This is a genomic window from Chromatiales bacterium, assembly GCA_024234935.1.
Taxonomy (GTDB): domain Bacteria; phylum Pseudomonadota; class Gammaproteobacteria; order Steroidobacterales.
In genome coordinates this window covers 475,431-499,940 of record JACKNI010000001.1, presented here as the reverse complement: position 1 = coordinate 499,940, position 24,510 = coordinate 475,431, and the positions used below count along the sequence as shown (strand labels likewise).

Annotated in this window: 28 protein-coding genes; 13 read left to right on the top strand and 15 right to left on the bottom strand. The window is 61.3% G+C overall.

Going from position 1 to position 24,510, the window contains the following annotated elements; all coding sequences use genetic code 11:
- Positions 1-5: 5 nt before the first annotated feature.
- The 7 genes from H6979_02370 to gspG are packed head-to-tail and all read right to left on the bottom strand — an operon-like array spanning position 6 to position 4,826.
- Entirely contained in the window at positions 6-506 is a 501-nt protein-coding gene (locus H6979_02370; protein ID MCP5138688.1) for a type II secretion system protein M, read from the bottom strand.
- Positions 503-1,774 carry a hypothetical protein gene (locus H6979_02365; protein MCP5138687.1) on the bottom strand — a complete coding sequence of 424 codons (1,272 nt, stop codon included), beginning with the start codon at positions 1,772-1,774 and terminating at the stop codon, positions 503-505. Before H6979_02365 ends, H6979_02370 begins: the two co-directional genes overlap by 4 nt.
- 3 nt (positions 1,775-1,777) lie before the next feature.
- On the bottom strand, positions 1,778-2,731 hold the full coding sequence (gspK, locus tag H6979_02360) for a type II secretion system minor pseudopilin GspK (GenBank protein MCP5138686.1): 954 nt from the start codon (positions 2,729-2,731) through the stop codon (positions 1,778-1,780).
- The gene (gene gspJ, locus H6979_02355; GenBank protein MCP5138685.1) at positions 2,728-3,387 is read right to left on the bottom strand and encodes a type II secretion system minor pseudopilin GspJ; all 660 of its coding nucleotides are present in this window, start codon (positions 3,385-3,387) and stop codon (positions 2,728-2,730) included. Before gspJ ends, gspK begins: the two co-directional genes overlap by 4 nt.
- Positions 3,388-3,389: 2 nt before the next feature.
- On the bottom strand, positions 3,390-3,830 hold the full coding sequence (gene gspI / locus H6979_02350) for a type II secretion system minor pseudopilin GspI (GenBank protein ID MCP5138684.1): 441 nt from the start codon (positions 3,828-3,830) through the stop codon (positions 3,390-3,392).
- Positions 3,820-4,377, bottom strand: coding sequence for a type II secretion system minor pseudopilin GspH (gene gspH / locus H6979_02345; GenBank protein ID MCP5138683.1), 558 nt, complete (start codon positions 4,375-4,377; stop codon positions 3,820-3,822). The genes gspI and gspH overlap by 11 nt, the downstream gene beginning before the upstream one ends.
- A gap of 8 nt (positions 4,378-4,385) precedes the next feature.
- Positions 4,386-4,826, bottom strand: coding sequence for a type II secretion system major pseudopilin GspG (gspG, locus tag H6979_02340; GenBank protein MCP5138682.1), 441 nt, complete (start codon positions 4,824-4,826; stop codon positions 4,386-4,388).
- A 183-nt stretch (positions 4,827-5,009) separates the two neighbouring features.
- On the opposite strand from gspG, the gene rrtA reads away from it, so the two are divergent.
- From rrtA to H6979_02290, 10 genes are all read left to right on the top strand, one after another.
- Positions 5,010-5,555: a rhombosortase gene (rrtA, locus tag H6979_02335; GenBank protein ID MCP5138681.1), complete on the top strand. Its 546-nt coding sequence runs from the start codon at positions 5,010-5,012 to the stop codon at positions 5,553-5,555.
- A 74-nt stretch (positions 5,556-5,629) separates the two neighbouring features.
- Positions 5,630-6,394 carry a 3-oxoacyl-ACP reductase FabG gene (gene fabG / locus H6979_02330; GenBank protein ID MCP5138680.1) on the top strand — a complete coding sequence of 255 codons (765 nt, stop codon included), beginning with the start codon at positions 5,630-5,632 and terminating at the stop codon, positions 6,392-6,394.
- 149 nt (positions 6,395-6,543) lie between these two features.
- Positions 6,544-6,786: an acyl carrier protein gene (gene acpP / locus H6979_02325; GenBank protein MCP5138679.1), complete on the top strand. Its 243-nt coding sequence runs from the start codon at positions 6,544-6,546 to the stop codon at positions 6,784-6,786.
- A gap of 56 nt (positions 6,787-6,842) precedes the next feature.
- Positions 6,843-8,081: a beta-ketoacyl-ACP synthase II gene (gene fabF / locus H6979_02320; protein MCP5138678.1), complete on the top strand. Its 1,239-nt coding sequence runs from the start codon at positions 6,843-6,845 to the stop codon at positions 8,079-8,081.
- A gap of 61 nt (positions 8,082-8,142) precedes the next feature.
- Positions 8,143-9,531, top strand: a complete 1,389-nt coding sequence (locus H6979_02315; protein ID MCP5138677.1) for an aminodeoxychorismate synthase component I — start codon at positions 8,143-8,145, stop codon at positions 9,529-9,531.
- Positions 9,532-9,561: 30 nt separating this feature from the next.
- The gene (gene pabC, locus H6979_02310) at positions 9,562-10,371 is read left to right on the top strand and encodes an aminodeoxychorismate lyase (GenBank protein ID MCP5138676.1); all 810 of its coding nucleotides are present in this window, start codon (positions 9,562-9,564) and stop codon (positions 10,369-10,371) included.
- Positions 10,365-11,372, top strand: a complete 1,008-nt coding sequence (gene mltG, locus H6979_02305) for an endolytic transglycosylase MltG (GenBank protein ID MCP5138675.1) — start codon at positions 10,365-10,367, stop codon at positions 11,370-11,372. The genes pabC and mltG overlap by 7 nt, the downstream gene beginning before the upstream one ends.
- On the top strand, positions 11,369-12,013 hold the full coding sequence (locus H6979_02300; GenBank protein ID MCP5138674.1) for a dTMP kinase: 645 nt from the start codon (positions 11,369-11,371) through the stop codon (positions 12,011-12,013). The genes mltG and H6979_02300 overlap by 4 nt, the downstream gene beginning before the upstream one ends.
- A gap of 32 nt (positions 12,014-12,045) precedes the next feature.
- Positions 12,046-13,020 (top strand): hypothetical protein, encoded by a 975-nt coding sequence (locus H6979_02295; GenBank protein MCP5138673.1) that lies wholly within the window; start codon positions 12,046-12,048, stop codon positions 13,018-13,020.
- Positions 13,010-13,363, top strand: a complete 354-nt coding sequence (locus H6979_02290; GenBank protein ID MCP5138672.1) for a PilZ domain-containing protein — start codon at positions 13,010-13,012, stop codon at positions 13,361-13,363. Before H6979_02295 ends, H6979_02290 begins: the two co-directional genes overlap by 11 nt.
- 34 nt (positions 13,364-13,397) lie before the next feature.
- Here H6979_02290 and H6979_02285 read toward each other — a convergent pair whose 3' ends face one another.
- The 3 genes from H6979_02285 to H6979_02275 form a co-directional block, all read right to left on the bottom strand.
- Positions 13,398-14,441, bottom strand: coding sequence for a cyclic nucleotide-binding domain-containing protein (locus tag H6979_02285; GenBank protein ID MCP5138671.1), 1,044 nt, complete (start codon positions 14,439-14,441; stop codon positions 13,398-13,400).
- A gap of 63 nt (positions 14,442-14,504) precedes the next feature.
- Positions 14,505-16,559 (bottom strand): enoyl-CoA hydratase/isomerase family protein, encoded by a 2,055-nt coding sequence (locus H6979_02280; protein ID MCP5138670.1) that lies wholly within the window; start codon positions 16,557-16,559, stop codon positions 14,505-14,507.
- Between the two features lie 4 nt (positions 16,560-16,563).
- A complete protein-coding gene (locus H6979_02275; GenBank protein MCP5138669.1) occupies positions 16,564-17,298 on the bottom strand; it encodes an endonuclease/exonuclease/phosphatase family protein in 735 nt (244 codons plus the stop codon).
- Positions 17,299-17,383: 85 nt separating this feature from the next.
- Here H6979_02275 and H6979_02270 point away from each other — a divergent pair, with 85 nt between their 5' ends.
- The 3 genes from H6979_02270 to glpQ all read left to right on the top strand — a co-directional run bounded on the left by H6979_02270 (position 17,384) and on the right by glpQ (position 19,917).
- Positions 17,384-17,836, top strand: coding sequence for a hypothetical protein (locus tag H6979_02270; protein ID MCP5138668.1), 453 nt, complete (start codon positions 17,384-17,386; stop codon positions 17,834-17,836).
- Between the two features lie 118 nt (positions 17,837-17,954).
- A complete protein-coding gene (locus tag H6979_02265; protein ID MCP5138667.1) occupies positions 17,955-18,989 on the top strand; it encodes an NAD(P)/FAD-dependent oxidoreductase in 1,035 nt (344 codons plus the stop codon).
- 7 nt (positions 18,990-18,996) lie between these two features.
- Positions 18,997-19,917: a glycerophosphodiester phosphodiesterase gene (glpQ, locus tag H6979_02260; GenBank protein MCP5138666.1), complete on the top strand. Its 921-nt coding sequence runs from the start codon at positions 18,997-18,999 to the stop codon at positions 19,915-19,917.
- On the opposite strand, the gene H6979_02255 is transcribed toward glpQ, so the two are convergent.
- Genes H6979_02255 through H6979_02235 form a run of 5 tightly spaced genes read right to left on the bottom strand, consistent with a single transcriptional unit; the run spans position 19,856 to position 24,497 of the window.
- Entirely contained in the window at positions 19,856-20,428 is a 573-nt protein-coding gene (locus H6979_02255) for a lipocalin family protein (GenBank protein ID MCP5138665.1), read from the bottom strand. The genes glpQ and H6979_02255 overlap by 62 nt on opposite strands.
- 34 nt (positions 20,429-20,462) lie before the next feature.
- Positions 20,463-21,533 carry a hypothetical protein gene (locus H6979_02250; GenBank protein ID MCP5138664.1) on the bottom strand — a complete coding sequence of 357 codons (1,071 nt, stop codon included), beginning with the start codon at positions 21,531-21,533 and terminating at the stop codon, positions 20,463-20,465.
- Positions 21,534-21,545: 12 nt separating this feature from the next.
- A complete protein-coding gene (locus tag H6979_02245; protein ID MCP5138663.1) occupies positions 21,546-21,983 on the bottom strand; it encodes a cytochrome c-type biogenesis protein CcmH in 438 nt (145 codons plus the stop codon).
- On the bottom strand, positions 21,983-22,519 hold the full coding sequence (locus H6979_02240; GenBank protein MCP5138662.1) for a DsbE family thiol:disulfide interchange protein: 537 nt from the start codon (positions 22,517-22,519) through the stop codon (positions 21,983-21,985). The genes H6979_02245 and H6979_02240 overlap by 1 nt, the downstream gene beginning before the upstream one ends.
- 16 nt (positions 22,520-22,535) lie before the next feature.
- A complete protein-coding gene (locus H6979_02235) occupies positions 22,536-24,497 on the bottom strand; it encodes a heme lyase CcmF/NrfE family subunit (protein ID MCP5138661.1) in 1,962 nt (653 codons plus the stop codon).
- Positions 24,498-24,510: the final 13 nt, after the last annotated feature.

Here is a 24,510-nt window from a genome sequence, read left to right as displayed (position 1 = left end):
TCAACTCAGCGCCCGACCGGACTCAGCACCAGGTTGGCGTTCACGCGCCCTGGTTCACCGGTGGGGTCGAAACTGGCCGACACGGCTGCGAGTCCCTGGCCGGACTGCACATCGGAGATCCACAGCAGCAACTCGTCGAAGGGTGCGTTTTCCAGGCGCAGACGAACGCCGCCATTGCCTTCGGGCTGATTGCGCTTCAGATAGCTGCTGAGCCCGCGCTCCCTCGTCGAGCGGTCGACCAGCACGACGACTGATTCGCCACTGCCCTGGACCTGCGCAGCGGGGCCGGATTGCGGTCCAAAGCGCTGCGCGACCTGTTCGATATCAGCCAGCAACCGGCGCTGGTCGGCAACCCGCCCGGCGGCAGCATCGCGGGCCTGGTAAAGCGGCCGGATGCCGAGCGCGAAGATCAGCGCGACGAGCGCAAACACTGCGCCGGCCATCACCATCCAGCGCTCGCGCGGCGCCAGCTTGTCGAACCACTGCTGAAGCGCAGCCAGGTTCATGCCTCACCCGCCTTGCCCGCTGGCGTGATCCGGATGCGTCCCTGGATCTGCTCACCTTCTGCATTGGAAGACTGGATTTCGGCATTGAGCCGACCACCTTCGGTCACCAGCTTGCGAATACTGTCGAGCGAATCGGCGCTGGGCACGCGCAAGGTCAGTTCCATGGTGCCAGTGCGGAAGTTCAGGGCTTCGATTCTTGCGTTGCCGGTGCGTGAGACTGCTCCCGCAACCGTACGCAGCGTATCGAGAAACTGCCTGCCTGCCGCGAGACCCTGCTGCGGGCTGCCGGCCTGCAGGCGCTGATCGACGAGCGCACGCACATCCCGCGGCGCCGCGCCTGGAAAGGTATGCGCGATGGCCTGGTTCAGTTCGGTTTCGAGCGCTGCGGATTCGCGATTCAGGCGCCAGGTATCGACTCCGGCATTCAGCAGTATCGTGAGGCCCAGCGCCGCGATGAGTGCAGCGGCCAGACGCCAGCGCGGCCAGTAACTCGCGAAACTGGAACGCTTCGCATACCTGCCCTGCAGCAGATTGACACCGGGACTTACGACGACGCCCGCTGCCAGGCGTGCCAGCGCCCCGTCCGGCAGACGCCGGACCTCGAGGCTCTGTACCTGTGCCTGCAATTCCTCCCAGACCGAGTTTGGCCAGCCGTCGGTAGTCGCGTCATAAATCTGCAGCTGGCGGGGTGGGGTCGTGCTGTCATCACTGGTGGGCCTGGTCTGCGCCAGCCAGAGGCTGAGCAAGGCATCAAGGCCATCGGTCTCGGCGGCCACTGCATCGCCGCCCGGATCGCGCAGAATTACCTGCGTGTCTTCGAGCAGTATTGTCGTCGTGCCGACAAGATCGGCGACGCCGTCGCTGTCGGCAAATATGGCCTTGGGCGCTACCCCGGCTTCTGCCAGCAGGGCGAGGCAGTCGTCCAGATGTGTACGACGGATCACCGCAACGCCGATCCGGCCATCGCCGTGCCGCATGCCACTGGCGAAGTGCAGATCATCAATATCTTCGGCGAGCAGGTCTTCAAGAGCGAAGGGCAGGGCGAGAGCGAGACGACTCTGGTTGCGAACGGGAACATCAGCGCGGGTGCGCAGTACCCGCGTCGATGGCAGCAGACAGACGACGCGTCTGCCACCCACCAGCGCAGCGGCACCCGCCACCGGTCCGGCTGCAGGTGCCAGCGTGCAGGCGCCGGTGTCGTCCACGACAATCCACTCGGCGAGTCCGGCGTCGCTGGCACGGAGGCGGACTACGAGGGTTTCACTCATCGGTCATTTCACGTCAAAACTGCGCAGGCGGACCGCGACGTTCTCGCCGTGGCGTTCCAGCAGACTGTACAGAGTGGACTGGGTGGTGCCAATAGACGTGGTCACAGTCAGCAGAAACCAGTCGCTTTTTACGTCGATGTCGTTCTCGATGGCCTTGAAACCGGGTGCTTCTTCGGTGAAGTCGGTTGCTTTCGCGTATTCCTGATTGAGCAGCGGTTCAACGCTTTCCAGGGTTTCGTTGTCCACCAGCGAAGCCAGCACGACATCGGTGGCGGTGTTTACATTGATCAGGCGCGGTTTGTCGGTTAGCGGCAGGGCGGTGACATGAGGCTCCAGTGCCGCATAGATCTCCGGCGTGTAGCCTTCCACGGCCAGCAATTCGCTGATGGAAACGAACCAGAAATCTGCTGGCCGGTAGGGCGGTTCGCGGCTGGTGTAGTGGTCATCCTCGGCGCCGTTCAATTGTGGTGCCTGGTCCGGATCAATCCAGTCGACTGTCGCTTCCATGAGCGAAGTTGCCGTGTTTGCATCCAGTGGTGATTCGAGCGGCAGCAACATCAGCATGCGTACAAACTGGCGGCAGGTCTTCTCAACCGGCTTGCCCTTTGCATCCACCAGGCTGTTGAGGTCAAAGCGGCCCTGCTGATCGAGCAGCCAGCCCTCGAAGAATCCGCCCTCGAAATCACGCTTCAGTGGTGTGGCCCAGATCTCCTTCGTCGTATCCATGCCGCCGGGATCGTTGCGAAAGTCCTTGACCAAAAACACCCTGGCGACTTCTTCGCCACCGAGGTCGTATTGACGCGCCTGGTCCTGCAGCAGCAACGTCTCGGTACGGCGCAGATCGACACTGCTCTGCCACAGCAGGTTTACGGCGAGTACCGTTGCCAGGGTCACGACCAGCACTGCCGTCAGCACGGCGATGCCACGCTGGCGGGCCGGACCTGCGCACCGCTTCACTGCGCCACCTCGATCAGACGCTCGACGGCACCCCAGTCCTTGAGATCCAGAACGATGCGCACCGCGCGTGGTCGCTGGCCGACGACCGTGCTGGTTGTCTGTGCGGGCGGCGGCCACTGGGTTCGCCATTCATTCTGCGTATCGAGATAGAACAACTTGAATTCATTGACGCCGCTCAGCAGCTCCTGGCTGCGCGGCTCCTGGCCCAGCACATGGTCCATCACGGACCAGTATTCGCGAATCAGCTTGTCGTCATCCAGACGATACTGCACGCGCTGCAGGGTGCCGCGATGGGGCAGGCCGGCCGGATTGGGCCAGCCGCCGCGGCTGAGGCGCAGCTCCACGCCGAACAGACGACCATCGGCCAACAGGGGCGCCTCACCGGCTGTACCGAGTTCGTCGCGGACAAAGCGCGGCGCGAGATTGCTGAAGTCACCGCTCATCAGACGCAGCGCCCGCTGCAGTTTGCCGAGACGATCCATCTGCTCGCGAGCGATGGTGGTCTGGTCGACCACGGTATTCAGGCCGCCCAGCGCCATCGCACCGATGACGGCAAAGATACCCATCGCAACCAGCAGCTCAAGCAAGGTAAAGCCGCTGACCGTGCGTCTTAGGCCAGTCAGTGATCTCCGGCAGACGGGCTTGCGATATGGCATGTTCAGCGGCCCGGCTCGATCGGTACCCAGTCGGCGCGCTGGCCGCCGGGTTCCACGGCCTGGCTGGCGGCCCGTCCCATGAAGCCGGAGATCGACGTGACGACCTGTTCCGGTTTGTCGGCGAAGGCTACCGAAACGTCGATCTGGCGCAGATCTTCAAAATCGGTCTTATCAACCTTGACGGTGTAGCGCCATTTGGCACGCCCCATTTCGGTTTCCCCGGAACTGCTGCCGATGGCAGGGAATTCACCGGTCAGCCGTTGCGCGGTGAGCTGGTTCAGCGCGACCCAGTCGGCGAAGGTCTTGTCACGCAGGCGGCTCGCCGTGGTCAGTGTCTGGTTGACCTGCCCGAAGGCGGCCAGCAGTCCCAGCGCAACGATGACCAGTGCGACCAGCACCTCGATGAGCGTGAAACCCGGCTGTCCGCACCGCTTATTTGTCATCGCGGGTGATTTCCGTCGTCCCATCTGTTGCTACATCCAGCGTGTAGCTGCGCCGCTCGACGCGATCACGGATGCGCACCACAAAGGCATCGCTGATATCGCCCGAGGAGAATATGAAAATCTGTGGCCGGTAGCTTTTTTCCACGTCCTTTGCACTGTTTTCGAGGACCACGCTGCGTCCCTCGATTTCCAGCTCGAAGCCAAAACTCTTGTTGAGTTTCCGGGGTGCGAGGACCTCATCCTCGATCTGTATCCAGGTGTCATCGGTGGGGTCTGCGATCTGCCCGCGTGACCAGACAGAGAACTCGTAGCTCTGCGGATAAAAGCGTATGCCCAGTTCGCGCGCCTGGAAAGTCGAGTCCTCCAGCGCAAGATGTATGAGCGTTTCCAGGCGTTCGGTTTCCTGCCGCAGTTCGCGGTCTACGCCACCGGCCACGCCCACGGCCAGCGTGAACATCGTGGCGATGACGCCGACGATGAATACCACCACCAGCACTTCGAGTAGGGTGAAGCCCTGCTGCTGCCGATCATTTGCCAGACAGGGCATTCGGCCGGTCAGTCGATATCCCAGTTACCGATATCGGCATCGACTCCGTCACCGCCCGGCTGCCCGTCGCGGCCCAGCGTATAGATGTCGAATGCCCCCTGTTTGCCGGGATTCTCGTAGATGTACGGCCGGTCCCAGGGATCCTTGGGCAAGCGGTCGAGATAGCCGCCATCAGGCCACTTCTGGGCGGGATCCTGTGGCGGGGTGACGAGGGCCTCCAGACCTTCCTGCCCGGTCGGATACCGGAAACTGTCCAGGCGATAGAGCTTCAGTGCGCTCTCGATGGCGCGGATGTCCTGCTGGACCTTGGCGCTCTGTGCATCGTCGATGCGGCTGATCACGTTCGGAGCAATCAGCGCGGCAAGAATGCCGAGAATGACCACCACAACCATGATTTCTATCAGCGTAAAACCTCGCGCTGCCCGGAACGGAGCGTTCTCGAACTTCATGTATTGGCCTCGTGATTCTGCGATGATCCGCTGCAACCCAACAGCAGCGGCAACCCGCGAGTGATTATCCGCCACCGTGACAGGCCCTGCCAGTAAATTTCAGAAAGATTTGACCTGGTGCGCATAACAGCACGAAACATAAGCTTTTCCCCCTGGCAGAAATCTTCTTCCCTGGTGTGGGCCATGGGCTTTGCGCTGCTGCTCGTCGGCCTGCAGTTCCTGCCAGACGAGCTGCACAGGAAGCTCTGGTATGCGCGTGATGCAGTGGCCAACGGCGAATACTGGCGGCTTCTGACCGGCAATCTGGTGCATCTGGGCTGGCGGCATCTGGCGCTGAATGTGGGCGCGCTGCTGATCGGGATATGGGTGTTCTACCCGGCGCGAACGCCTGTCGCCTGGGTCTTTGCGCAGCTTGTCTGTTCCCTTGCCAGCACCCTCGGGCTTTATCTGTTCAGTCCGGAAATCCTCTGGTGTGTGGGTATGTCCGGTGCGCTGCACGGCCTGCTGATCATCGGTGCGATCGACTGGATCCGCCAGGGCGATCGGTTCGGCTGGGTCCTGCTGCTGATCTGGATCGCGAAGCTGGGATGGGAGCAACTGAATGGCGCCGTGCCCCTGTCAGCGGAAACGATCGGTGCACCAGTGGTCACTGACGCGCACCTGTGGGGTGCGGTCGGCGGCTTCCTGTTTGTGGGCGGTGAGTCCGCTGTGCGGAAGCTGCGTGCCTGAAACCCGATCGGCTGTGCCGCGCCTGTCTATAATGCGGTACCCCAATTTACCGTCTGGGCTTGCGGAGACAATCATTGGATAAGCCAGCTACGCTTTTTTCACTCACCGGTGAGCGGGCGCTCGTTACCGGCGCATCGCGCGGAATAGGCGCGGCGATTGCTGATCTGCTCGGGCAGGCTGGCGCCACCGTGATTGGTACAGCGACTACGGAGGCGGGGGCCGCGGCGATCAGTGCCAGATTCCAGGCTCTGGGTGTAACCGGTCGCGGGCTGGTGCTGGATGCCTCCCAGGCGACAGCTGTCAGCGCCGCGGAAGCGGAGATCAGTGCGAATGAAGGTCCGGTCAGTATTCTGGTCAACAATGCAGGCATCACGCGCGACAATCTGCTGATGCGCATGAAAGAGGAAGAATGGCAGGCTGTCATCGATACCAATCTCTCCGCCGTATTTCTCACCAGCAAGACGTTCATGCGCGGCATGCTCAAGGCGCGGCATGGCCGGATCATCAATATCTCGTCGGTAGTGGGTGTCATGGGCAACCCTGGCCAGACAAATTACGCGGCGGCCAAGGCGGGGATGATCGGTTTCAGCAAGGCGATGGCGCGCGAGGTGGCAAGTCGGGGCATCACCGTAAATGTCATCGCGCCGGGCTTTATCGCCACTGACATGACCGCAGGCCTCGCCGAGGCCCAGCGCAAGGAGCTTGAGGCCCGTGTGCCACTGCAGCGCCTCGGTACGGTGGAGGATGTGGCGGCCGCGGCCCTGTTTCTGGCCGCACGCTCCGGCAGTTACATCACCGGGGAGACCATGCATGTCAATGGTGGCATGCTCATGCCCTGATCCGGCTTATCGCCCGGCGAGGGTTTTTTTGCAATGCTAGATTGACCGGTGGGCTTAACCTAGAATACCCGCCCGGTGGGGCACTCAATTGGTGGGCGTACAAGCCGGCCCACGCTATTTTCGGACTCACGAGAAGAGGACATAGAGACATGAGCAGTATTGAGGAACAGGTCAAGAGCATCGTTGCCGAGCAGCTCGGCGTAAAGGAAGAAGAGGTCACCAACAAGGCCTCTTTCGTGGATGACCTTGGCGCCGATTCCCTGGATACGGTTGAACTGGTCATGGCTCTTGAAGAAGAGTTCGAGACCGAGATCCCCGACGAGGACGCCGAGAAGATCAAGACGGTCCAGCAGGCTATCGACTACATCACTCAACGGGCTGCTGCGTCCTGAGCTTCGTTTCCGTCCCCGGGGCATTTCAGCCCGCTTTGTTTCGAGGGTAGACCGGCATGTCCAGCCGACGCGTCGTCGTTACCGGTATGGGAATCATTGCCCCCGTGGGCAATGACGTGGAGACCGCCTGGTCGCAGGTGGTTTCCGGTCGCAGTGGTATCGGGCCGATCACCGATTTCGATGCCAGCCAGTTCTCGACAACCATCGGCGGCAGTATCCGTAACTTCGACGCGGGTCAGTACATTCCCCCGAAAGAACAGAAAAAAATGGACCCGTTCATCCATTTCGGTATCGCTTCGGCCCAGCAGGCTGTGGCACATGCCGGACTGGCGGCGGCGGGCTATGCGCCGGACCGTGTTGGTGTGGCCATAGGCTCGGGAATCGGCGGGCTCGGCACGATTGAAGCAAATTTCATACGCTACACGGAGGGTGGCCCGCGCAAGATTTCGCCGTTCTTCGTTCCGGCCAGCATCATCAACATGATCTCCGGCCATATTTCGATCCAGTACGATTTCCGTGGTCCGAATATTGCGCTGGTCAGTGCCTGCACGACCTCTACCCACTGTATCGGCATGGCGGCGCGCCTGATCGCCTATGGTGATGCCGACGTCATGCTGGCCGGCGGCGCGGAACACGGGCTCACGCCACTTGGTCTCGGTGGATTCTGTTCGGCGCGCGCGCTGTCACAGCGCAATGATGATCCGGAGGGCGCAAGCCGGCCCTGGGACAGCGATCGCGACGGTTTTGTGCTCAGCGATGGCGCGGCATGTCTGGTGCTTGAAGAGTACGAGGCGGCACGTCGTCGTGGTGCGCCGATCTTCGCTGAAGTGGCCGGTTTTGGCATGAGTGCCGATGCACACCACATCACCGCACCGGCGGAGACTGGCGATGGTGCACAGGCCAGCATGCGTGCCGCGCTGAAAGACGCCCGAATGAATCCCGAAGATCTCCAGTACATCAATGCGCATGGCACCTCCACGCCGCTGGGTGATGCAGCAGAAACACGCGCGGTCCGCTCGGTCTTCGGTGCACATGCAGACAAGCTGGCCGTGAGTTCCACGAAGTCCACGACGGGCCATCTGCTGGGTGCAGCCGGCGCGGTGGAGGCCGTATTCAGCATACTGGCGATTCGTGACCAGGTTGCGCCGCCGACCATCAACCTGCACAAGCCGGGTCCGGATTGCGACCTGGACTACGTGCCGAACACGGCGCGCAAGATGCCGATCAACGCAGTACTGAGTAACTCATTCGGCTTCGGCGGAACCAACGGCAGCCTCGTTTTCCGGCGCGTTTGAGGCTCGGGTGCCGGCTGCCGCCAGCACATCGACGGCGGCCTGATTCTCCGTGACAGCGCCCATCGTCACTACGGTCCGGCTCCCGGCAGAATTCGACTTTATCGATCTGCACTGTCTGGCACCGGAGCGCTATCCCTTCCTGCTTGAAAGCCTTGGTGGCACGACCGCGCAGGAGGGTTTTGACATCCTGTTTGCCTTTCCAGGCCAGATCCTTCGTCTGGGCGAGGACTGGAAACTCTCCGGAGATCGTGCCGGGCGATTCACAGGGTTCCTCGCGGCACTCGATGCCTGGTGGGCAAGTGAGTCGGTTGAATCCCGTCCTGAGAGCGGTGCGGACAAGCGCATCGCTGCGACACCCCGTCTGCCGTTTCGAGGCGGCTGGTTCATCTTTCTGGCCTATGAGCTGGTTCGGGAAACCGAACCCACCGTCAGGGCCACGGCGCGGTCCGGATTCCCTGTTGCGCTGGCAGTTCGCATACCCGTGGCGCTCATCCGCAACCGGCACAGTGGTCAGGCATGGCTCATGGCCGAATCCGGGAATGAACCAGCGACGGCACAGCTGACAGCAGATATCGATGCCGTGATCCGTGCCGGGAACCGGCCGACCGGGGACACAAGAACCTTTGCTGTCGGCATTCACGAACCGGACCCGCATCAATTCCTCAATGCCGTCGAGATGACGCGCCAGCTGATTGCCGCCGGTGCAGTGTTCCAGGTCAACCTGGCCCGCCAGTGGACGGGTGAGTTGCAATCCGGAGTCGAGGCCTGGCAAGTCTATCGCCGGCTCCGTGAAGTCAATCCGGCACCGTTTGCCGGATTCGCGAGGTTCGGCGATGGCGCGATCATCAGTTCGTCGCCCGAGAGGCTGGTACGCGTCCGCGACGGATACGTGGAGACGCGGCCGATAGCCGGTACGCGGCCGCGGGCGAGCATGGCTGACCCAGAGGAGCAGCGGCGCAGGGCATTGCTCGGTAACGCCAAGGAGCGCGCGGAGCACGTGATGCTGATTGATCTGGAGCGGAACGATCTCGGCAGGATCTGTGTGCCGGGCACGATAGAGGTGAACGAACTGATGACCGTTGAGTCCTATGCTCACGTACATCATATCGTTTCGAATATTCGCGGCGAGCTGCGTGCGGGTGTTACGCCGGGCATGCTGATTCGTGCGGTTTTTCCCGGTGGCACGATCACCGGTTGTCCGAAAGTGCGCTGCATGGAAATCATCCGCGATCTGGAATCGCAACCGCGCGGGCCATACACGGGTTCGATGGGTTATCTCAATCGCGACGGCAGCTGTGATCTGAATATCCTGATCCGCACCATCCAGGTGTGTGGCCAGGAGTTCGCGCTTTCAGCGGGGAGCGGCATCGTTGCCGATTCCGTTGCAGAACGGGAACTCGACGAGACCCGGGCGAAGGCCAAGGGCATGCTGCTGGCACTGGAGAGCTGACGGGCAATGGAGCGGTACTGGATCAACGGTATGCCCGGCAGGCTTGTCGATATCGACGATCGCGGCCTGGCCTATGGTGACGGTCTGTTTGAGACCATTGCCATCCGTTGTTCTGCTGCGCGGTTTCTCGATCTGCATCTGGACCGGCTGTATGCTGGATCCGCACGGCTCAAGCTCCCTGCACCGGAGCGCGGTTCGCTTTTTGTGCAGCTGACAGCCGCTGCGGCGGGCATCGATGAAGGCGTGATGAAGCTGATCCTGACCCGTGGTCCCGGGCCGCGCGGCTATCGGCCCGCACAGCATCAGCATCAGCAGCCGACTGTCGCCTGGGGCCTGGAGCGGTGCAAAGCGCAGCGCTGGACACCGATCAGGGTGCGCTGGTGTGAGACTATCGCCGGGCGGAATCCTGTTACGGCGGGCCTGAAAACACTATGCCGGCTTGAGCAGGTGCTGGCCCGCGCCGAGTGGCAGGATGAATTGATCGCCGAGGGTTTTATGTGCGATGAGCAGGGCCAACTGGTGGGTGGTACCGCCTGCAACGTATTCATCGTCTCGGGCGGGCGCCTGCTCACGCCGTCGGTCACCCACGCGGGTATCAGCGGTGTGATGCGCCGGGTAATCCTGCAACAGGCGCACGAGGCAGGCATCGAGTCATACCAGGGGCCGGTGACGAAGAAGGACTTGCTGGATGCGGATGAGGTGTTCGTCAGCAATGCATTGATCGGGATACGGCCCGTCGTACAACTTGGCGAGCGTCAGTGGAAACCGGGTCCGGTGACTTTCAGGCTGGCGTCAAAGCTGGTCGATCTGGGAGTGGGCGAGTGCGCCGGCAGCTGTTGATCCTGGCCAGTGTGATCGTGCTGGCAGTTGTGGCCGGCACGGTCTGGGTGCGTACTTACCTGTCTGCTCCGCTGCCGATTGCCGCGAGCGGTTATCGTCTGGAAGTGCCGGCGGGTGCCTCACTGGCTACCGTTGCGCGTCAGCTTTCCGCGGACGGCATGATCTCCGTGCCCGCCATTCTCACCATCTATGGTCGTCTCAGTGGGCAGGCGGGCCGGATCAAGGCTGGCGAATATGCATTCCATCCGGGACTGACTGCCCGTGACCTGCTGGCTGAACTCGTGGCGGGCCGCGTGCAGCTGCACAGCTTTACCCTGGTGGAGGGCTGGACAGTTGCGGAGATCATGGCTGCCCTGAAAAAATCGACTGTGCTGAAGCAGACGCTGACGACCAGCGATGCGGGCCAGCTGGCCACGCAGCTGAAACTGGAGTTTGCGAGTGCCGAAGGCGCATTCCTGCCGGAGACCTATCTGTTTCCGCGCGGTACGACGGATGCTGAACTTCTCGACATGTCGCATAAAGCCATGCAGGAACAGCTGAGGGAAGCATGGCAAGGCAGGGATCCTGACCTGCCTCTGCAAAGTGCCTATGAGTTGCTGGTGCTGGCTTCCATCGTCGAGCGTGAAACAGCGCTGGCTGCGGAGCGGCCGCAGATCGCTGGCGTATTCGTGCGGCGGTTGCGCAAAGGCATGTTGCTGCAGACCGACCCGAGCGTGATTTATGGCGTGGGTGCGCAATTCGATGGCAACCTCACCCGGCGCCACCTCGAAACCGATACGCCCTGGAATACCTATACGAGGACGGGCTTGCCGCCTACGCCGATCGCAGCACCCGGTGCCGACGCGTTGTCCGCCGCTGCCCATCCTGCCGCTGGTACGGCCCTGTTCTTTGTTGCAAGCGGTGCCGGTGACGGCAGTCATCGCTTTAGCGATACGCTGGCGGAGCACGAGAAAGCCGTTCGGCTGTACCTGGCCACCTTGAAGGCACAGGGCCAGCGATGAACGGGCCAGTTTCAGCGCAGGAAGCCGGGCGCCTGATTACCGTGGAGGGCATCGAAGGGGTCGGCAAGTCCACGAACCTCGCTTTTGTCGCCGAGGAACTGCGGCGGGCCGGACACGAGGTCTTGTTGACGCGCGAGCCGGGCGGCACACCGCTGGGCGAGAAGATCCGCGACCTGCTGCTCCGGCCTGACGGTGAAATCGTACCGATGGCCGAGTTGCTGCTGATGTACGCCGCCCGTGCTGCACATGTCGAGACAGTTATCCGGCCGGCGCTGCGGGCGGGTTGCTGGGTGGTCTGTGACCGCTTTACCGATGCCAGCCACGCGTACCAGGGCGGGGGTCGGGGCATTTCGCGCGATACCATAGAGACCCTGGATCACCTAGTGACGGGTGGACTGCGCGCAGACCTGACCCTGCTGCTCGATGTATCTCTGGAGGTGTCGATATCGCGACAGTCTGGCCGGGCTGCGCGCGACCGCTTCGAGCGTGAGGCGAGTCCGTTTTTCAGTCGCGTGAGGGCGCGCTATCTGGAGTTGGCAAAGCAGCATCCGGAACGGATTCGCCTGATCGATGCTGCGCGACCGCTGCCAGAGGTCAAGGCGGAGATCAGTCGGGTCTTGCAGGAAGTGTTATTGAGATAATTTCGTCGAATAAGCTATAAGCTATTGTAATAATGACTCTTATTGAAAATATGTATTGGCTGGAATCTCCGGCGCGGCAACTCAAGGCACGCCTGCAGCGGGATCAGCCTCCGCAGGCGCAATTGATCTATGGGCCGCCAGGCACGGGGCGGCGCCATTTTGCCCTGTGGTCTGCGGCGCAGATCCTGGGTACAGACTGGGAGCCGGCTGCTGAAAGCGAAGCCGGAGCCTTGCCCGTAGTGCCGCATCCGGATTTCTTTTCCGTCAGCATCGAAGAAGACAAGAAGTCGCTTGGAATCGATCAGTTGCGGGAACTGATCGCCAATCTCACACTGACCAGTCATCGGGGCGGGCGCAAGGTCGCGATCATCTGTCCGGCCGACCGCATGATGCGCAATGCTGCGAACTGCCTGTTGAAGACTCTTGAGGAGCCGCCAGGCGCAACCACGATCCTGCTGGTCTGTGATTCGCTGGCTCGCGTCCCTGCCACCATTGTCAGCCGGTGTGAACGCGTGCGGCTGGCACCGCCGGACTGGTCAGCCGGGCTGGCCTGGCTGCGGCGCGCCCAGCCGGAGGACAGCGGCGTGGAAGCAGCACTGGGCTTTGCTGGCCGCGCACCACTGGCCGCCCGGAAGCTGCTTCGTGAAGGCTTCGGCGAACAGACCGGGAAACTGGCCGCCGATCTGGAAAGGATCGTGCAACGTGAGCTTTCACCCGCCGCGGTGGCGCGCCGCTGGGCCAGGCTCGACCGCGACCTCTGCCTGCGCTGGCTCTACTCGCAGGTGGCAGCACTGATGCGTGAAGCAATGAATATTGCCGAACCAGTGACTGCTGTAGCGAAAGCACACTTGAATATTTCGCACTCGCGCCTGAACATGAGCGCCTGCTGCGACTACCTGGATCAGCTCAACCAGGCAAGTCGGCTGCAGGATCGTTCACTGAATCCTGAACTCCAGTGGGCAGAGCTGTTGATGTGGTGGTACGGTTCGGCGGGATATGCAAGGTAACGTCATGGCAAGACCTGGGCTGCTGACACTCACAATCAGGGACAAGAGTGCGCTCTATCTCGCGTACATGCCGTTTGTGCGCAATGGCGGCCTGTTTATCCCGACCAGTACCAGCTACCGGATCGGTGATGAAGTCTTCATGCTGCTTAACGTGATGGGCGAGGACGAGAAGATTCCGGTCGCCGGCAAGGTGATCTGGGTGACGCCCAAGGGCGCACAGGGTAAACGTACCGCCGGTATCGGTGTGCAGTTCAGTGACCAGGACGGCGGCTCAACGCAGAAAAAGATAGAGAATTATCTGGCCGGCGCCCTGGGCGGTGACAAGCCAACCCATACCATGTAGTTCACCGGAAGCTGCCGGAACGAGCCGGGAGGCCTCAGTCGGCCAGATTCAGTCCGTTGCGCAACACCCGCGCATCAAAGCCCCGTTCGTTCAGCACGAAGGCGCCGGCTGAGCTGCGGCGCCCGGTATCGCAGCAGACGACGTAGGGTATTTTCGGATCCAGCGTGCCGAGCTTCAGCCGGATGAAGTAGAGCGGAATATTGATTGCTCCGGGTTCGTGGCGTGTTTCGAACTCGCTCGGGAGGCGCACATCAAGCCACTTGCCGCCATTGGCCACGATCTTCTGCGCTTCCTCACGATCCACCCATACTGTCATCGGTTCATTGAGCAGGGTGTTGAAGTCCTGCTTGCCGAGGCGCATGACTGCACCGTCGGTCTGCATGGTGATGGTCGCATTGCGCCGGTTCTGTGAAATCAGCGCCTCTTCACCGAAGGTATCGCCGACGCCGAGCTCGGCAAGCTTGATGCCTTCCTTGTTCAGTGGTGTTTCGCGCATCACAGTGCACTGGCCACGGGTGATGACATAGAAATAGTCACCTTCGTCACCCTGCTTGATGATGACGTCGCCGGCGCTGTAATTCACCTTCTGCATGCGCATGAAGATGGCCTGGATATTTGCGGGCGGAATGCGATGAAAGGCGCGTGTCTGCAGCAGCGTCGTCATCCAGTCATCAGACTCGGCATGCTCTTCGTTGTGCAGTTCGTTGACCTCATAGCTGCCGGTCTGGTCCCAGGTCAGCATGACATCCAGCAGTTCCGTGTCGACGGACAGATACTGGACATGGTCAACTGCCTTGACCGTATAGCGCCTGGGCAGTAACGGTGTAATCGGATTGTGCGCGTCGGCGCTGTCGGCGCGCATCAGTCTGACGTTATTGCTGCGATCGGTAAGTTCAAGCGTGCCGGACACCAGGTAATAGGTACGCTTGTCGGTATCCCCCTCGCGCAGCAGTGTCTTGCCGCTTTCCAGGGTCCTGATCTCCATTTTCTTGGCGAGCGCGGCCACGTTCTCCCGCTTGAGGCTGTCAAGCGGGGAGAAACGCCGCAGAATGGCTTCGGTGAGGATCAGTTCAGACATCTGCGGCCATTGTAACCGCAAGCTTTTGCGGGGCGGAAGAACGCCTGTGTGGAATCTGTGACGTCAGTTGGCCAGAAGCTTCCAGCCGGGCGAGGGCCGAAAACGTGACCCATGTTGTGTTGCCAGCACCTCAAGCCGATCAACCAGGGTGTCCACACCGGTCTCCCGTGCGTAGTGCAGCGGGCCGCCGCGGAAGGGCGCAAAACCGGTGCCGAAGATCACACCGGCATCGACCAGATCAGCATCCGCGACGATCGCTTCCTGCAGGCAGCTCACTGCTTCGTTGAGCAGGGTCAGGATCAGGCGTTCCTGGACCGCGGAATCCGAGCTGCCGGGAGCCAGCGACGGGCGCACCGGCTTTCGTTCACGGTAGGTATAGAAGCCCTGACCGGTCTTCAGGCCCAGATGTTTCTGCCGCACCAGTTCTTCAATTTCGGGCGCAACCTCCCTGCCGATAACCGGTGCCAGGATCCTGGCCACATGGGCACTCACATCGAGGCCGACGGAATCAGCAAGCTCGATCGGGCCCATTGGCATGCCGAAATCGGTCGCCGCAAGATCGATCTCCGCGGCAGGGATCCCTTCCCGAAGCAATTCGAGTGCTTCCGCAATATAGGGTGCGAGTATGCGGTTGACCAGGAAGCCCGGATGACTCCGGCAGGGCAGAGGCAGTTTGCCGATCCGGCGCGCGAAGGCAATGCCGGCATCCACCGACGCCTCACTGCTGGTGGGCGCTGCGACTACCTCGACCAGCGGCAGCTTTGCCACCGGATTGAAAAAGTGCAGTCCGATCAGTCTGCCCGAATCCTGCAAACAGCTGCTCAGATCCTCAAGCCGGATGCTTGAGGTATTGGTTGCCAGAATCGCCCCGGCCTTCAATTGTGGCTCCACGCGCGTAAAGAGTTCGCGCTTCGCAGCCAGGTCTTCGAAGATGGCCTCGATGACCACGTCGGCGGTGGCGGTACCCCGGCCCTCGGGATCAGCCGTGAGCCGTGACGTCGCGGCATTGACGGCGTCCGGCTCCCTGAGTTTGCGCTCGAAGAGCTTGCGGGCCCGCTCCATGGCGGGTTCGATGAATTTCAGTTCGCGGTCCTGCAGGCTGACCTCGAGGCCGCGCAAGGTGCACCACGCCGCGATATCGCCCCCCATCACCCCGGCGCCGATCACATGTACCCGCTTTGGTGGCTGCGCATTGCAGACGAGTTTCTTCAGGCGTTCCTGCAGAAAGTACACCCGGACCAGATTGCGTGAGGTCGGTGTCATGACCAGTCGGGCAAACGACTCTGCTTCGGCCTCGTAGGCGGCCGGGGTGGCCGCGCCGCCATGCTTCTCCCACAGGGTGATCAACGCATGCGGGGCGGGGTAGTGTTCAACCCGCGCTTTCCTGCTGACCGTGCGCAGGAGTTTCCGTGCCAGGTAGGGTCGCACGAGGGCCAGACCGAGAAGCCGGTCAAGCCATGGTGCCCGCGCTCGGTCATCGCCTTCAGCCAGCAGGTGCGTGGCGCCGTTTCGCCACTTGTCCTCCGCCGCCACCGCATCCACCAGGCCATATTTCCACGCCTGTACCGGGCGTATGGACCGGCCGGTCAGCATCAGGTCCATCGCCTTGCGCACGCCGATGAGCTGCGTCAGACGCACGGTGCCGCCAAAGCCCGGATGCACGCCCAGGAGCACTTCGGGCAGACCATAAACGGGCTCACTTCCGGCAATCGCCAGGCGCCTGGTGCAGGCCAGTGCCAGCTCCAGTCCGCCGCCGAGGGCAAAGCCGTTCAGTACAGCAACGCTGGGAAAAGGCAGTGCCTCAAGACGGGCCAGAATGTTCTGTCCCTGCCGCGTAACTGCATAGGCACGCTTCTCGGAATCCAGTGCCGGAAACTCGTTGATATCGGCGCCGGCAATGAAGCCCCGGGCCTTGCCCGAATAGACCACCAGGCCTTTGAGTGCGGACGCCTCCAGTGTATCCAGACACGTTTCCAGCTCCGCCATCGTTTCAGCGGACAGGGTGTTGGCGCCGGCACCTTGCCGGTCAAAGCACAACCAGCCGATCCCGTCCGCATCGCTTTCCAGTTGCCAGTGAACGAGCGTCAGCAGGACATTGGTGGGCGATGAATGCGGCATGTGTTTACCTCAGCTGAAAGTCACAGACCAGCGGCAAGTGGTCGGAATAGATGACATGAGGGATGTCGAAAGCGGTGATGTCTATCCCGTCACCATACAGGACAAAGTCGAGTTCCATACGCGGCGACTTGCTGGGGTAGGAGGGCAGTCCGCTCACGTTGGCACTGCGCAGCCCGGCTGCCTTCATGAAAAGGAACATCTCGTTCTCGCCCCAGAAAGTATTGAAGTCTCCGGCAACGATGACCGGTTTCTTGGCTTTTGACACGAGCTCGTACAGATAGCGAAGCTGGAACTGTCGATGCCGGTACTTGAGCGAGAGATGCACCAGGAAAATGATCACTCCGTCGAGTTCGAGCTCGATGATGAGGCGCTTGATGCCGGTGTCGAAGTAGTGGAAGCGTTCGCCAACAATCGAGGGTGCGGCCAGAAAGGCATTCGCCTGCTTGCGCAGTATGGGCAGCAGCTGGTTCAGCGACTCTTCGCCGTACTTGCATTCATAGCTGGAGAAGTGCCCCAGGGCATTTGCGATCACTTCGGCCTGGTTGACCCCGCCGCTGCGCATCGAACCGACATCCACCTCGATCAGGCCCACCACGTCCGGTGTGACGGACTTGGCGAAATTTATGATGTTGTCGAGGTTTCCCGGCGCGCCAAACAGGTAACCTGCCCCTGGTACCGGCATTTGCGGCGGGGCTCCGGCGCCAATGGCGTAGCGGATGTTGTATACGAGAAGGCGCATCTGGACCGGGAGTGTAATGCTGCAGGGACTGCAGGCAACAGGAACTGTAGTATGTCCCGCAGAATACTGGATGGAGGACGGAATTTTGTCCGATAAAACACCCATTCGTGTCTTTGTCAGTCACTTGTTCGAGAAGCACCCGGATTATCTGCGGGTTATCGAGTATCTCGAGAGCCGGGACAACTTCCTGTATCTGGCGACCAGCGACCCGGACCGGATTCCGCCTGGCGGCAAGGAAGACCTCAAGGAAGAGTTGCGCAACCAGATCAAGGCGGCCGAGATCATGGTGCTGCCGGTTTCGATCTACGAAGCGAATCCGGACCTCGTGACCTTCCAGATGGATGTGGCCGGCGCCTTCAGCAAGCCGATCGTGGCGGTCAAGTCGTTTGGCGAGACGGTAATGTTGAGGAAGCTGATCATCGACCGTGCAGCAGACGTGGTGGAGTGGAACGAGCGCGCGCTGGTCGATGCAATCCGGCTCCACGCGCGCCATGAGGATACGGCCCGCTGGGACGTCGTTGAGTTCAAGCTGGACTGACAGCCGGACAGGCGGATCGCTTGCCGGGCAGCGCGCTTGTCTGAAAAGGCATGGCTCAGTAACATCGCCTGCTTGCCGGACATCCCGGCGTAGCTTGCTTTAAATCCGGTTCAAAATCATGACGATAAATACAGATGCCCTGATCATCGGGGCAGGCCCGGCCGGGCTGTTTCAGGTATTCGAGCTCGGTCTGCTCGGTATCAAGGCCGACCTCGTGGATACACTGTCAGCGCCTGGCGGCCAGTGCGCCTGGCTATATCCGGACAAGCCGATCTATGACATTCCCGCCGTACCGGTCTGCACGGGTGCCGAACTGGTGGCGAACCTGATGAAGCAGATTGAGCCCTTTCAGCCGACTTTTCATCTCGGCGAAGAGCTCGTTGAGCTGAAAGCGGTTGCCGACGGCGGATTTACGGCCAGCACCAGCGAAGGCAAGCAGTTTCTGGCAAAGACGGTCTTCATTGCCGCCGGCGTGGGCTCGTTCCAGCCACGCCGCGTACATGTCGATGGCGCGGATGCGCTTGAAGGCACGCAGATCCATTATCACGTGAAGGATCCCGGCATTTTTGCCGGCAAGCGGCTGGCAATTTTCGGCGGCGGTGACTCGGCGCTCGACTGGGCGCTGGCTCTGGGGCCGAAGGCCGCGGCGCTTACCCTGGTGCATCGACGCGACGAGTACCGGGCGGCACCGGCTTCGGTGGCGCTGCTCAAGGAACGTGCAGGCCGTGGCGAAGTGCGACTAGTCGAAGAGGCGAATCCAACCGCTCTGCGTATGGACGGTTCGCTGATGACGGGTGTTGAGGTCACTACCAAATCCGGCACTTCCGAAGTACTGGATGTGGACCATGTGCTGGTGTTCTACGGCTTGTCTCCGAAACTTGGCCCGATTGCGAACTGGGGGCTTGAGTTCAACAAGAAGGCTATCGCGGTCGATACCGAGAAGTTCCAGAGCAATATCCCGGGCGTCTTTGCCATCGGTGATATCTGTGATTATCCGGGCAAGAAGAAACTGATCCTGAGTGGCTTTCATGAGGCTGCACTGGCGGCGTTTGCCGCCAAGGCGATCGTGGAACCCGGCAAGAAAGTTCATTTGCAGTACACGACGACCAGCCCGCTGATGCAAAAACGCCTGGGAGTTGCTGGCGAGCAGTAGTCGCGACATGCACCGAGGCTTGGCAATCCGGCCCCTCGTCATCGCTCATCGCGGCGCATCAGCCTATCTGCCCGAGCATACGCTGGCCGGAAAGGCCATGGCGCACGCGATGGGCGCGGACTTCCTCGAGCAGGATGTAGTCGCGACTCGTGATGGCGAGCTGATCGTTTTCCATGATCTGCATCTCGACGATCTAACTGATGCAGCGCTCCGTTTTCCGGGCCGGGCGCGAGCCGACGGGCGGCATTACTGCATCGATTTTGATCTGGCTGAAATCCGGCAATTGGCGGTCAGCGAGCGGCGGCGCGCCGGGAGCAGGCAGCCGCGTTATCCGGGCCGGTTCCCGGCCGCTGCCGGCAGTTTTGCGATCCCGACCCTCGACGAGGAAATCCGCTTCATACATGGACTGAATCAGTCCACCGGGCGCCGCGTCGGCATTTACCCGGAAGTGAAATCACCCGCTTGGCATCACGATCATGGCATTGATCTGGCGGCAAAGATGCTGGCCAGCTTGAACCGTCATGGCTATTCCGGTCCCGGTGATCCGGCGATCATGCAGTGCTTTGACGCCGGGGAGTTGCGGCGTATGCGTAGCGAACTGGGGTGCAGCTTGCGGCAGGTGCAATTGCTGGAGGGTGAGGGCGCTTTACCCTCCGATTCAGAGCTGGCTGCGATCCGGGGATATGCCGACGGTATCGGACCAGGTCTGGGGCTGGTGCTCGGTACCGGGCTGGTCCAGGCGGCACACCGCGCTGGTCTGCAGGTTCATCCCTACACGCTTCGCGCCGACGCCTTGCCGCCGGGGTTCAGCAATCTGGAAGAGCTGCTCACGGTCTTGTGTGGCGCTGAATCCGTTGATGCTGTCTTTACGGACTTTCCGGATCGGGTTGTTCGGTTTTTAAATCAATATGCTGCGGGACTTTCCTGAGCTTGTTTACATCGAACCCGTTCTGCTCAAGGAACGCAATCATCGCCTGGTAGTCTGTCTCTGCTATGGATGGCGTACGTGCCATCAGCCAGACCCAGCGCCGGTCCGGAACCGCGATGATGGTGCGTGTATATGCCTCATCACGGTCGACGATCAGATAATCGCCCGCCGGCAGAAACCAGAAAAATTTCATTTTCCACTCGGTATTCACCGGTGGATTGGCGACACGTGCCCTGGGCGTCATGCGCTTCGGCGGCCCGTCAAATGCGCCGTCACGGAAGGTGTAGGTGGTTTCGATCGTTCCATCCGCGGCGAGTCGATAGGACTCCACACCGTTGTGCGCATCTTTCTCCGAGATAAATGGCAGATCGATGGGAATGAATGCCAGCACGTACCAGTCGCCCATGAATCGCTGGAGATCGAGAGGTTCCCGCATGCCGCTTAACGGTGGCAGGGAACTGGTACAGCTGCTCAGCAGCAGGCATGCTGTCGCCAAGGCTAAAGTGCGCATAATATATATTATGTTAAGTTTTATCTTGCGCGGGCTATTGGACCACCTGGTCAATCACTATGGAGATGGTCCCGCCGGATTGCTCCATTCCGCCCCAGCTGGCTTCACCATAGAGATCGCCAGCCTGGGCGACCGGATTCCCCGCATTGGCGATACGTGCCACCAGTGCGGCTGACTTCAGTGCCGCGAGGCCGGGCCCACCAGGCAACATCAGGTCTGCATCGCTGATCCGCAGGGACACGGGCAAGTCGCTGGCGAGCCGGCGTACCACAGCCAGCGGCGGTCCGGGCTTGCCTGGATCACGAACAAATATGAAGAGTGGCGCCGAAGGCGAGATCCGCGCGCGCAAGTCCGCACTGACCGAAACCTTTATATCGATACCAGCACTGTCGGCCGCACCGGCACCGCGCGCTGGCGCATTTGCTGCGGACGGACCTGAGCCAGGTGCTGCGACGGATGGATCGACGCCCAGCTCAGCAAGCTGTCTCACAATGATCTGCTGAACTTCCGCCGGTGGATCCAGGTCGAGCAATGCCTGCCATCGAGAGCGTACGCTTGCGATGTCGCCGCGTGACAAGGCGAGCATGCCACCGTACCAGAGCGCCTTCGGATTTCGCGGCTCCCGCTCCAGAACCGCCTCGACTTCCTGGCCTGCGGCGCCTGAAAGCGCTGCGGGATTCTCGGCAATCTGTGCTTCGGCGGCGCCCAGGCGCGCAGCCATGTTATTGCCATTGGACAGTTCGATGGCACGTCGATAAGCCTGCACTGCATCGGCCGGACGCTGAACTGCCAGATAGGAACTGCCAAGCAAGACCCAGCCGTCCTCGTCAGACGGATTCTCCGCCAGCTTCTGTTCAAGTCCGCCGATCGCTTCATCGAGGGAACGCGCCTGCGCCGAAGGGTCAGCGGCCTGGGCAGGTGGCGTCACCCAGTTGTAAGTGCTGATCTTCGGATAAACCAGCCAGACGAGTATCGGAATCAGGCAGGCAGCGAGCGTTGCTGCGAGCCGCGAGCGTTCCGGACCGGCGGCATGCCACAGTGGCCAGGCTATCAGTCCGACGCTCAGCAAGGTCAGCAGAACTGAAGTCAGTACGAAAAGTGTCATGCTGTCGTTCATTCAGCCTGCCGACGGCGGATCGCCGTCCTCAGAGGGTACGGGCAGCGCGGCGCGGCGCCGGATGATTCGCCACAAGCCGCCCGCGCCGATCAGCAACAGCAGCACCGGCGCCAACCACAGCAGTGCCGTATTCGCCTGCCAGCGGGGCCGGTACAGCACAAAGTCGCCGTAGCGGTCGAGGAGAAAGGTCTTGATCTCCTCTTCCGACCGCCCGGCTTCGAGCATCTGGCGTATTTCACGCCTCAGATCGATGGCCAGAGGTGCAGTGGAATCAGCGATCGTCTGATTCTGGCAAACGAGGCAGCGTACCTCGTTGGTCAGATGGTCAAAGACAGCTTGCTGTGCCGGGTCTGCGAGCTTTTCATCGTGTTCAATCGCCCACGCTGAAAGTGTCGCCAGGCAAAGCAGGATTCCGGAAAACAGCGCAACGGTCCGCACTAGGGTTTCGATCCCGTCCGGGCTGCCGTGATACGCGGCAGAAACTCATCGCGCCAAACGGCGAGCGTCATCGGTGCGATATGCTTGTAAAGCACAGTGCCGTCGGGGCCAACCAGAAATGTTTCCGGTGCACCGTAGACGCCCCACTCGATGGCAGCCCCGCCCGCCTCGTCTACGCCTACGGCCGCGTAAGGGTTGCCGAGTTGCTGCAACCACTGGCGGGCAAGAGCGGGATCATCTTTCCAGTTGATGCCATAGATCGGAATACTGCCGTCCTGCGCCAGCGTGAGCAGGGTTTCATGTTCCTGCCGGCACCCTGAACACCAGGTTCCCCAGACATTGACGAGGCTGACTTTGCCGAGCAGATCCGAACGCTGCAGGGTCATTTGCGGATCATCGAGGCGCGGCAGACTGAACTGTGGCGCCGGTTTCCCGATCAGCGGTGAAGGCACATAGCCCGGATCACGGTACAGGCCGACGGCAAATACGGCGACCAGCAGCGCGAACACGGCTCCGGGTATGAGATAGCGCCACATCGCTGTCCGGAATTCCTCAGGGCCGCGCGGGCTGCGAACCGGGACTTGCAGCAGGAACGCTGGCCTGCACCGGTATACGGTAACGCCGGTCGCTTGCAGCGAGAACGCCACCGAAGGCCATCACCAGCGCACCCAGCCAGATGAACCGGATCAGCGGCTTGTACTGGAGCCGCACGCTCCATGCATTTCCGCCGAGGTCATCACCGAGCGCCACAAAGATATCGCGGGACCAGCCGGCATCGATGCCAGCTTCCGTCATCGGTGAACTGCGCTCGCCATAGACGCGTTTTTCAGGGTGCAATGTTGCAACCGGTTGACCATCGCGCGTGACGACCATTTCACCGCGCAGCCCCTGGTAGTTCGGTCCGCGTATCGGCTGGGCACCATTGAAGCGGATGTTGTAGTCACCGATGCTCACCGTTTCCCCGACTGCAATACGCTGATCGGTCTCGACATTGAAAGACGTCGTTACGGTAACGCCCAGCACGAAGAGCCCCAGTCCCAGATGTGCAACCGACATGCCCAGTGCAGCCCGGCTGAATCGCGGCCCACGACCCACGAGCTGCCGTACCGGATCCAGCAATGCCGCGAATACGAGCCACAGGCCTGCGGCTATGCCGACCATGGTGAGTACGTTCTTGCCGCCGTAGAGGAACAGGGTAATGGCGATTCCGGCCACGACGGCCAGTGCGGCAGGAATACGCAGACGTGTTGCCACAACAGATGTATCCGCCGAACGCCATGCCGTGTGCATGCCCACACCCACGGCCACCAGCAGCGGCAACATCGGCAACAGAAACACCGTTTCAAAATATGGCGGTCCTACCGAGATCTTGCCCGCATTGAGCGCATCCAGAATCAGCGGATACAGGGTGCCCAGCAGCACGAGACCTGCGGCCACGCAGAGCAGAATATTGTTGATCAGCAGAAAGGTCTCGCGTGAGAAAGCGCTGAAGCCCACCGCCCGGTCAAGGGTTGGTGCACGCCAGGCATAGAGTCCGAGCGCCACACCGATCACAACTGCCAGGAAGCCGAGGATGAACAGCCCTCGCGCCGGATCCGAGGCAAAGGAATGTACCGACACCAGCACGCCGGAACGCACCAGAAAGGTCCCGACGAGACTCAGCGAAAAGGCAGTGATCGCCAGCAACAGGGTCGAGCCCTTGAAGAGCCCGCGCTTTTCGGTCACCGCGAGCGAGTGAATCAGTGCCGTACCTACCAGCCAGGGCATGAACGAGGCATTTTCCACCGGATCCCAGAACCACCAGCCACCCCAGCCGAGCTCGTAGTAGGCCCACCAGCTGCCCAGTGCGATACCGATGGTCAGGAACACCCAGGCGGCTGTCGTCCATGGCCTCGCCCACCGCGCCCACTCGCTGTCGATCTTGCCGGCAAGCAATGCTGCAATCGCAAACGAGAATGCGACCGAGAAGCCGACATAGCCGGCATAAAGTATGGGCGGATGCAGCGCCATTGCCGGATCCTGCAATAGCGGGTTCAGGTCATTGCCGTCGAAGGGGACCGGGTCAAGCCGTACAAAAGGATTGGAGGTAAAGAGGATAAAGGCGATGAGACCGAAATTGACCGCGCCCATCACGCCGAGAATCCGCGCCCTGATGTCCCGCGGCAGGCGCCCGGAAAGTGCGGCCACGGCAATCGCCCAGATTGACAGTACCAGCGACCACAGCAGCAGCGATCCCTCGTGACCGCCCCACACAGCGGCTACCTTGTAGATATCCGGGAGTCTGGTATTCGAGTTGCTGGCGACATAGAGAAGCGAAAAATCATCGTGCTGGAAGGCCCAGGCCAGCGCAAGGAAGGCACCGGCGATAAACACGAACTGACCGGCCGTGGCGGGCGTACCCACAGCCATCCACGCAGTCTTGCCGGTATGTGCGCCGACGAGTGTGAATATTGCCTGGGATGCGGTCAGGCACAGGGCAAGCACCAGGCAGATTTGACCGATCTCGGGAATCATGCCGACAGTGTGC

Excerpts from the sequence above, each read along its gene's own strand:
- H6979_02370 (MCP5138688.1), bottom strand. The coding sequence starts at position 506 with ATGAACCTGGCTGCGCTTCAGCAGTGGTTCGACAAGCTGGCGCCGCGC.
- H6979_02365 (MCP5138687.1), bottom strand. The coding sequence starts at position 1,774 with ATGAGTGAAACCCTCGTAGTCCGCCTCCGTGCCAGCGACGCCGGACTC.
- gspJ (MCP5138685.1), bottom strand. The coding sequence starts at position 3,387 with ATGCCATATCGCAAGCCCGTCTGCCGGAGATCACTGACTGGCCTAAGA.
- gspI (MCP5138684.1), bottom strand. The coding sequence starts at position 3,830 with ATGACAAATAAGCGGTGCGGACAGCCGGGTTTCACGCTCATCGAGGTG.
- gspH (MCP5138683.1), bottom strand. The coding sequence starts at position 4,377 with ATGCCCTGTCTGGCAAATGATCGGCAGCAGCAGGGCTTCACCCTACTC.
- gspG (MCP5138682.1), bottom strand. The coding sequence starts at position 4,826 with ATGAAGTTCGAGAACGCTCCGTTCCGGGCAGCGCGAGGTTTTACGCTG.
- rrtA (MCP5138681.1), top strand. The coding sequence starts at position 5,010 with ATGGGCTTTGCGCTGCTGCTCGTCGGCCTGCAGTTCCTGCCAGACGAG.
- acpP (MCP5138679.1), top strand. The coding sequence starts at position 6,544 with ATGAGCAGTATTGAGGAACAGGTCAAGAGCATCGTTGCCGAGCAGCTC.
- fabF (MCP5138678.1), top strand. The coding sequence starts at position 6,843 with ATGTCCAGCCGACGCGTCGTCGTTACCGGTATGGGAATCATTGCCCCC.
- pabC (MCP5138676.1), top strand. The coding sequence starts at position 9,562 with ATGCCCGGCAGGCTTGTCGATATCGACGATCGCGGCCTGGCCTATGGT.
- H6979_02300 (MCP5138674.1), top strand. The coding sequence starts at position 11,369 with ATGAACGGGCCAGTTTCAGCGCAGGAAGCCGGGCGCCTGATTACCGTG.
- H6979_02295 (MCP5138673.1), top strand. The coding sequence starts at position 12,046 with ATGACTCTTATTGAAAATATGTATTGGCTGGAATCTCCGGCGCGGCAA.
- H6979_02290 (MCP5138672.1), top strand. The coding sequence starts at position 13,010 with ATGCAAGGTAACGTCATGGCAAGACCTGGGCTGCTGACACTCACAATC.
- H6979_02285 (MCP5138671.1), bottom strand. The coding sequence starts at position 14,441 with ATGTCTGAACTGATCCTCACCGAAGCCATTCTGCGGCGTTTCTCCCCG.
- H6979_02280 (MCP5138670.1), bottom strand. The coding sequence starts at position 16,559 with ATGCCGCATTCATCGCCCACCAATGTCCTGCTGACGCTCGTTCACTGG.
- H6979_02275 (MCP5138669.1), bottom strand. The coding sequence starts at position 17,298 with ATGCGCCTTCTCGTATACAACATCCGCTACGCCATTGGCGCCGGAGCC.
- H6979_02265 (MCP5138667.1), top strand. The coding sequence starts at position 17,955 with ATGACGATAAATACAGATGCCCTGATCATCGGGGCAGGCCCGGCCGGG.
- glpQ (MCP5138666.1), top strand. The coding sequence starts at position 18,997 with ATGCACCGAGGCTTGGCAATCCGGCCCCTCGTCATCGCTCATCGCGGC.
- H6979_02255 (MCP5138665.1), bottom strand. The coding sequence starts at position 20,428 with ATGCGCACTTTAGCCTTGGCGACAGCATGCCTGCTGCTGAGCAGCTGT.
- H6979_02250 (MCP5138664.1), bottom strand. The coding sequence starts at position 21,533 with ATGACACTTTTCGTACTGACTTCAGTTCTGCTGACCTTGCTGAGCGTC.
- H6979_02240 (MCP5138662.1), bottom strand. The coding sequence starts at position 22,519 with ATGTGGCGCTATCTCATACCCGGAGCCGTGTTCGCGCTGCTGGTCGCC.
- H6979_02235 (MCP5138661.1), bottom strand. The coding sequence starts at position 24,497 with ATGATTCCCGAGATCGGTCAAATCTGCCTGGTGCTTGCCCTGTGCCTG.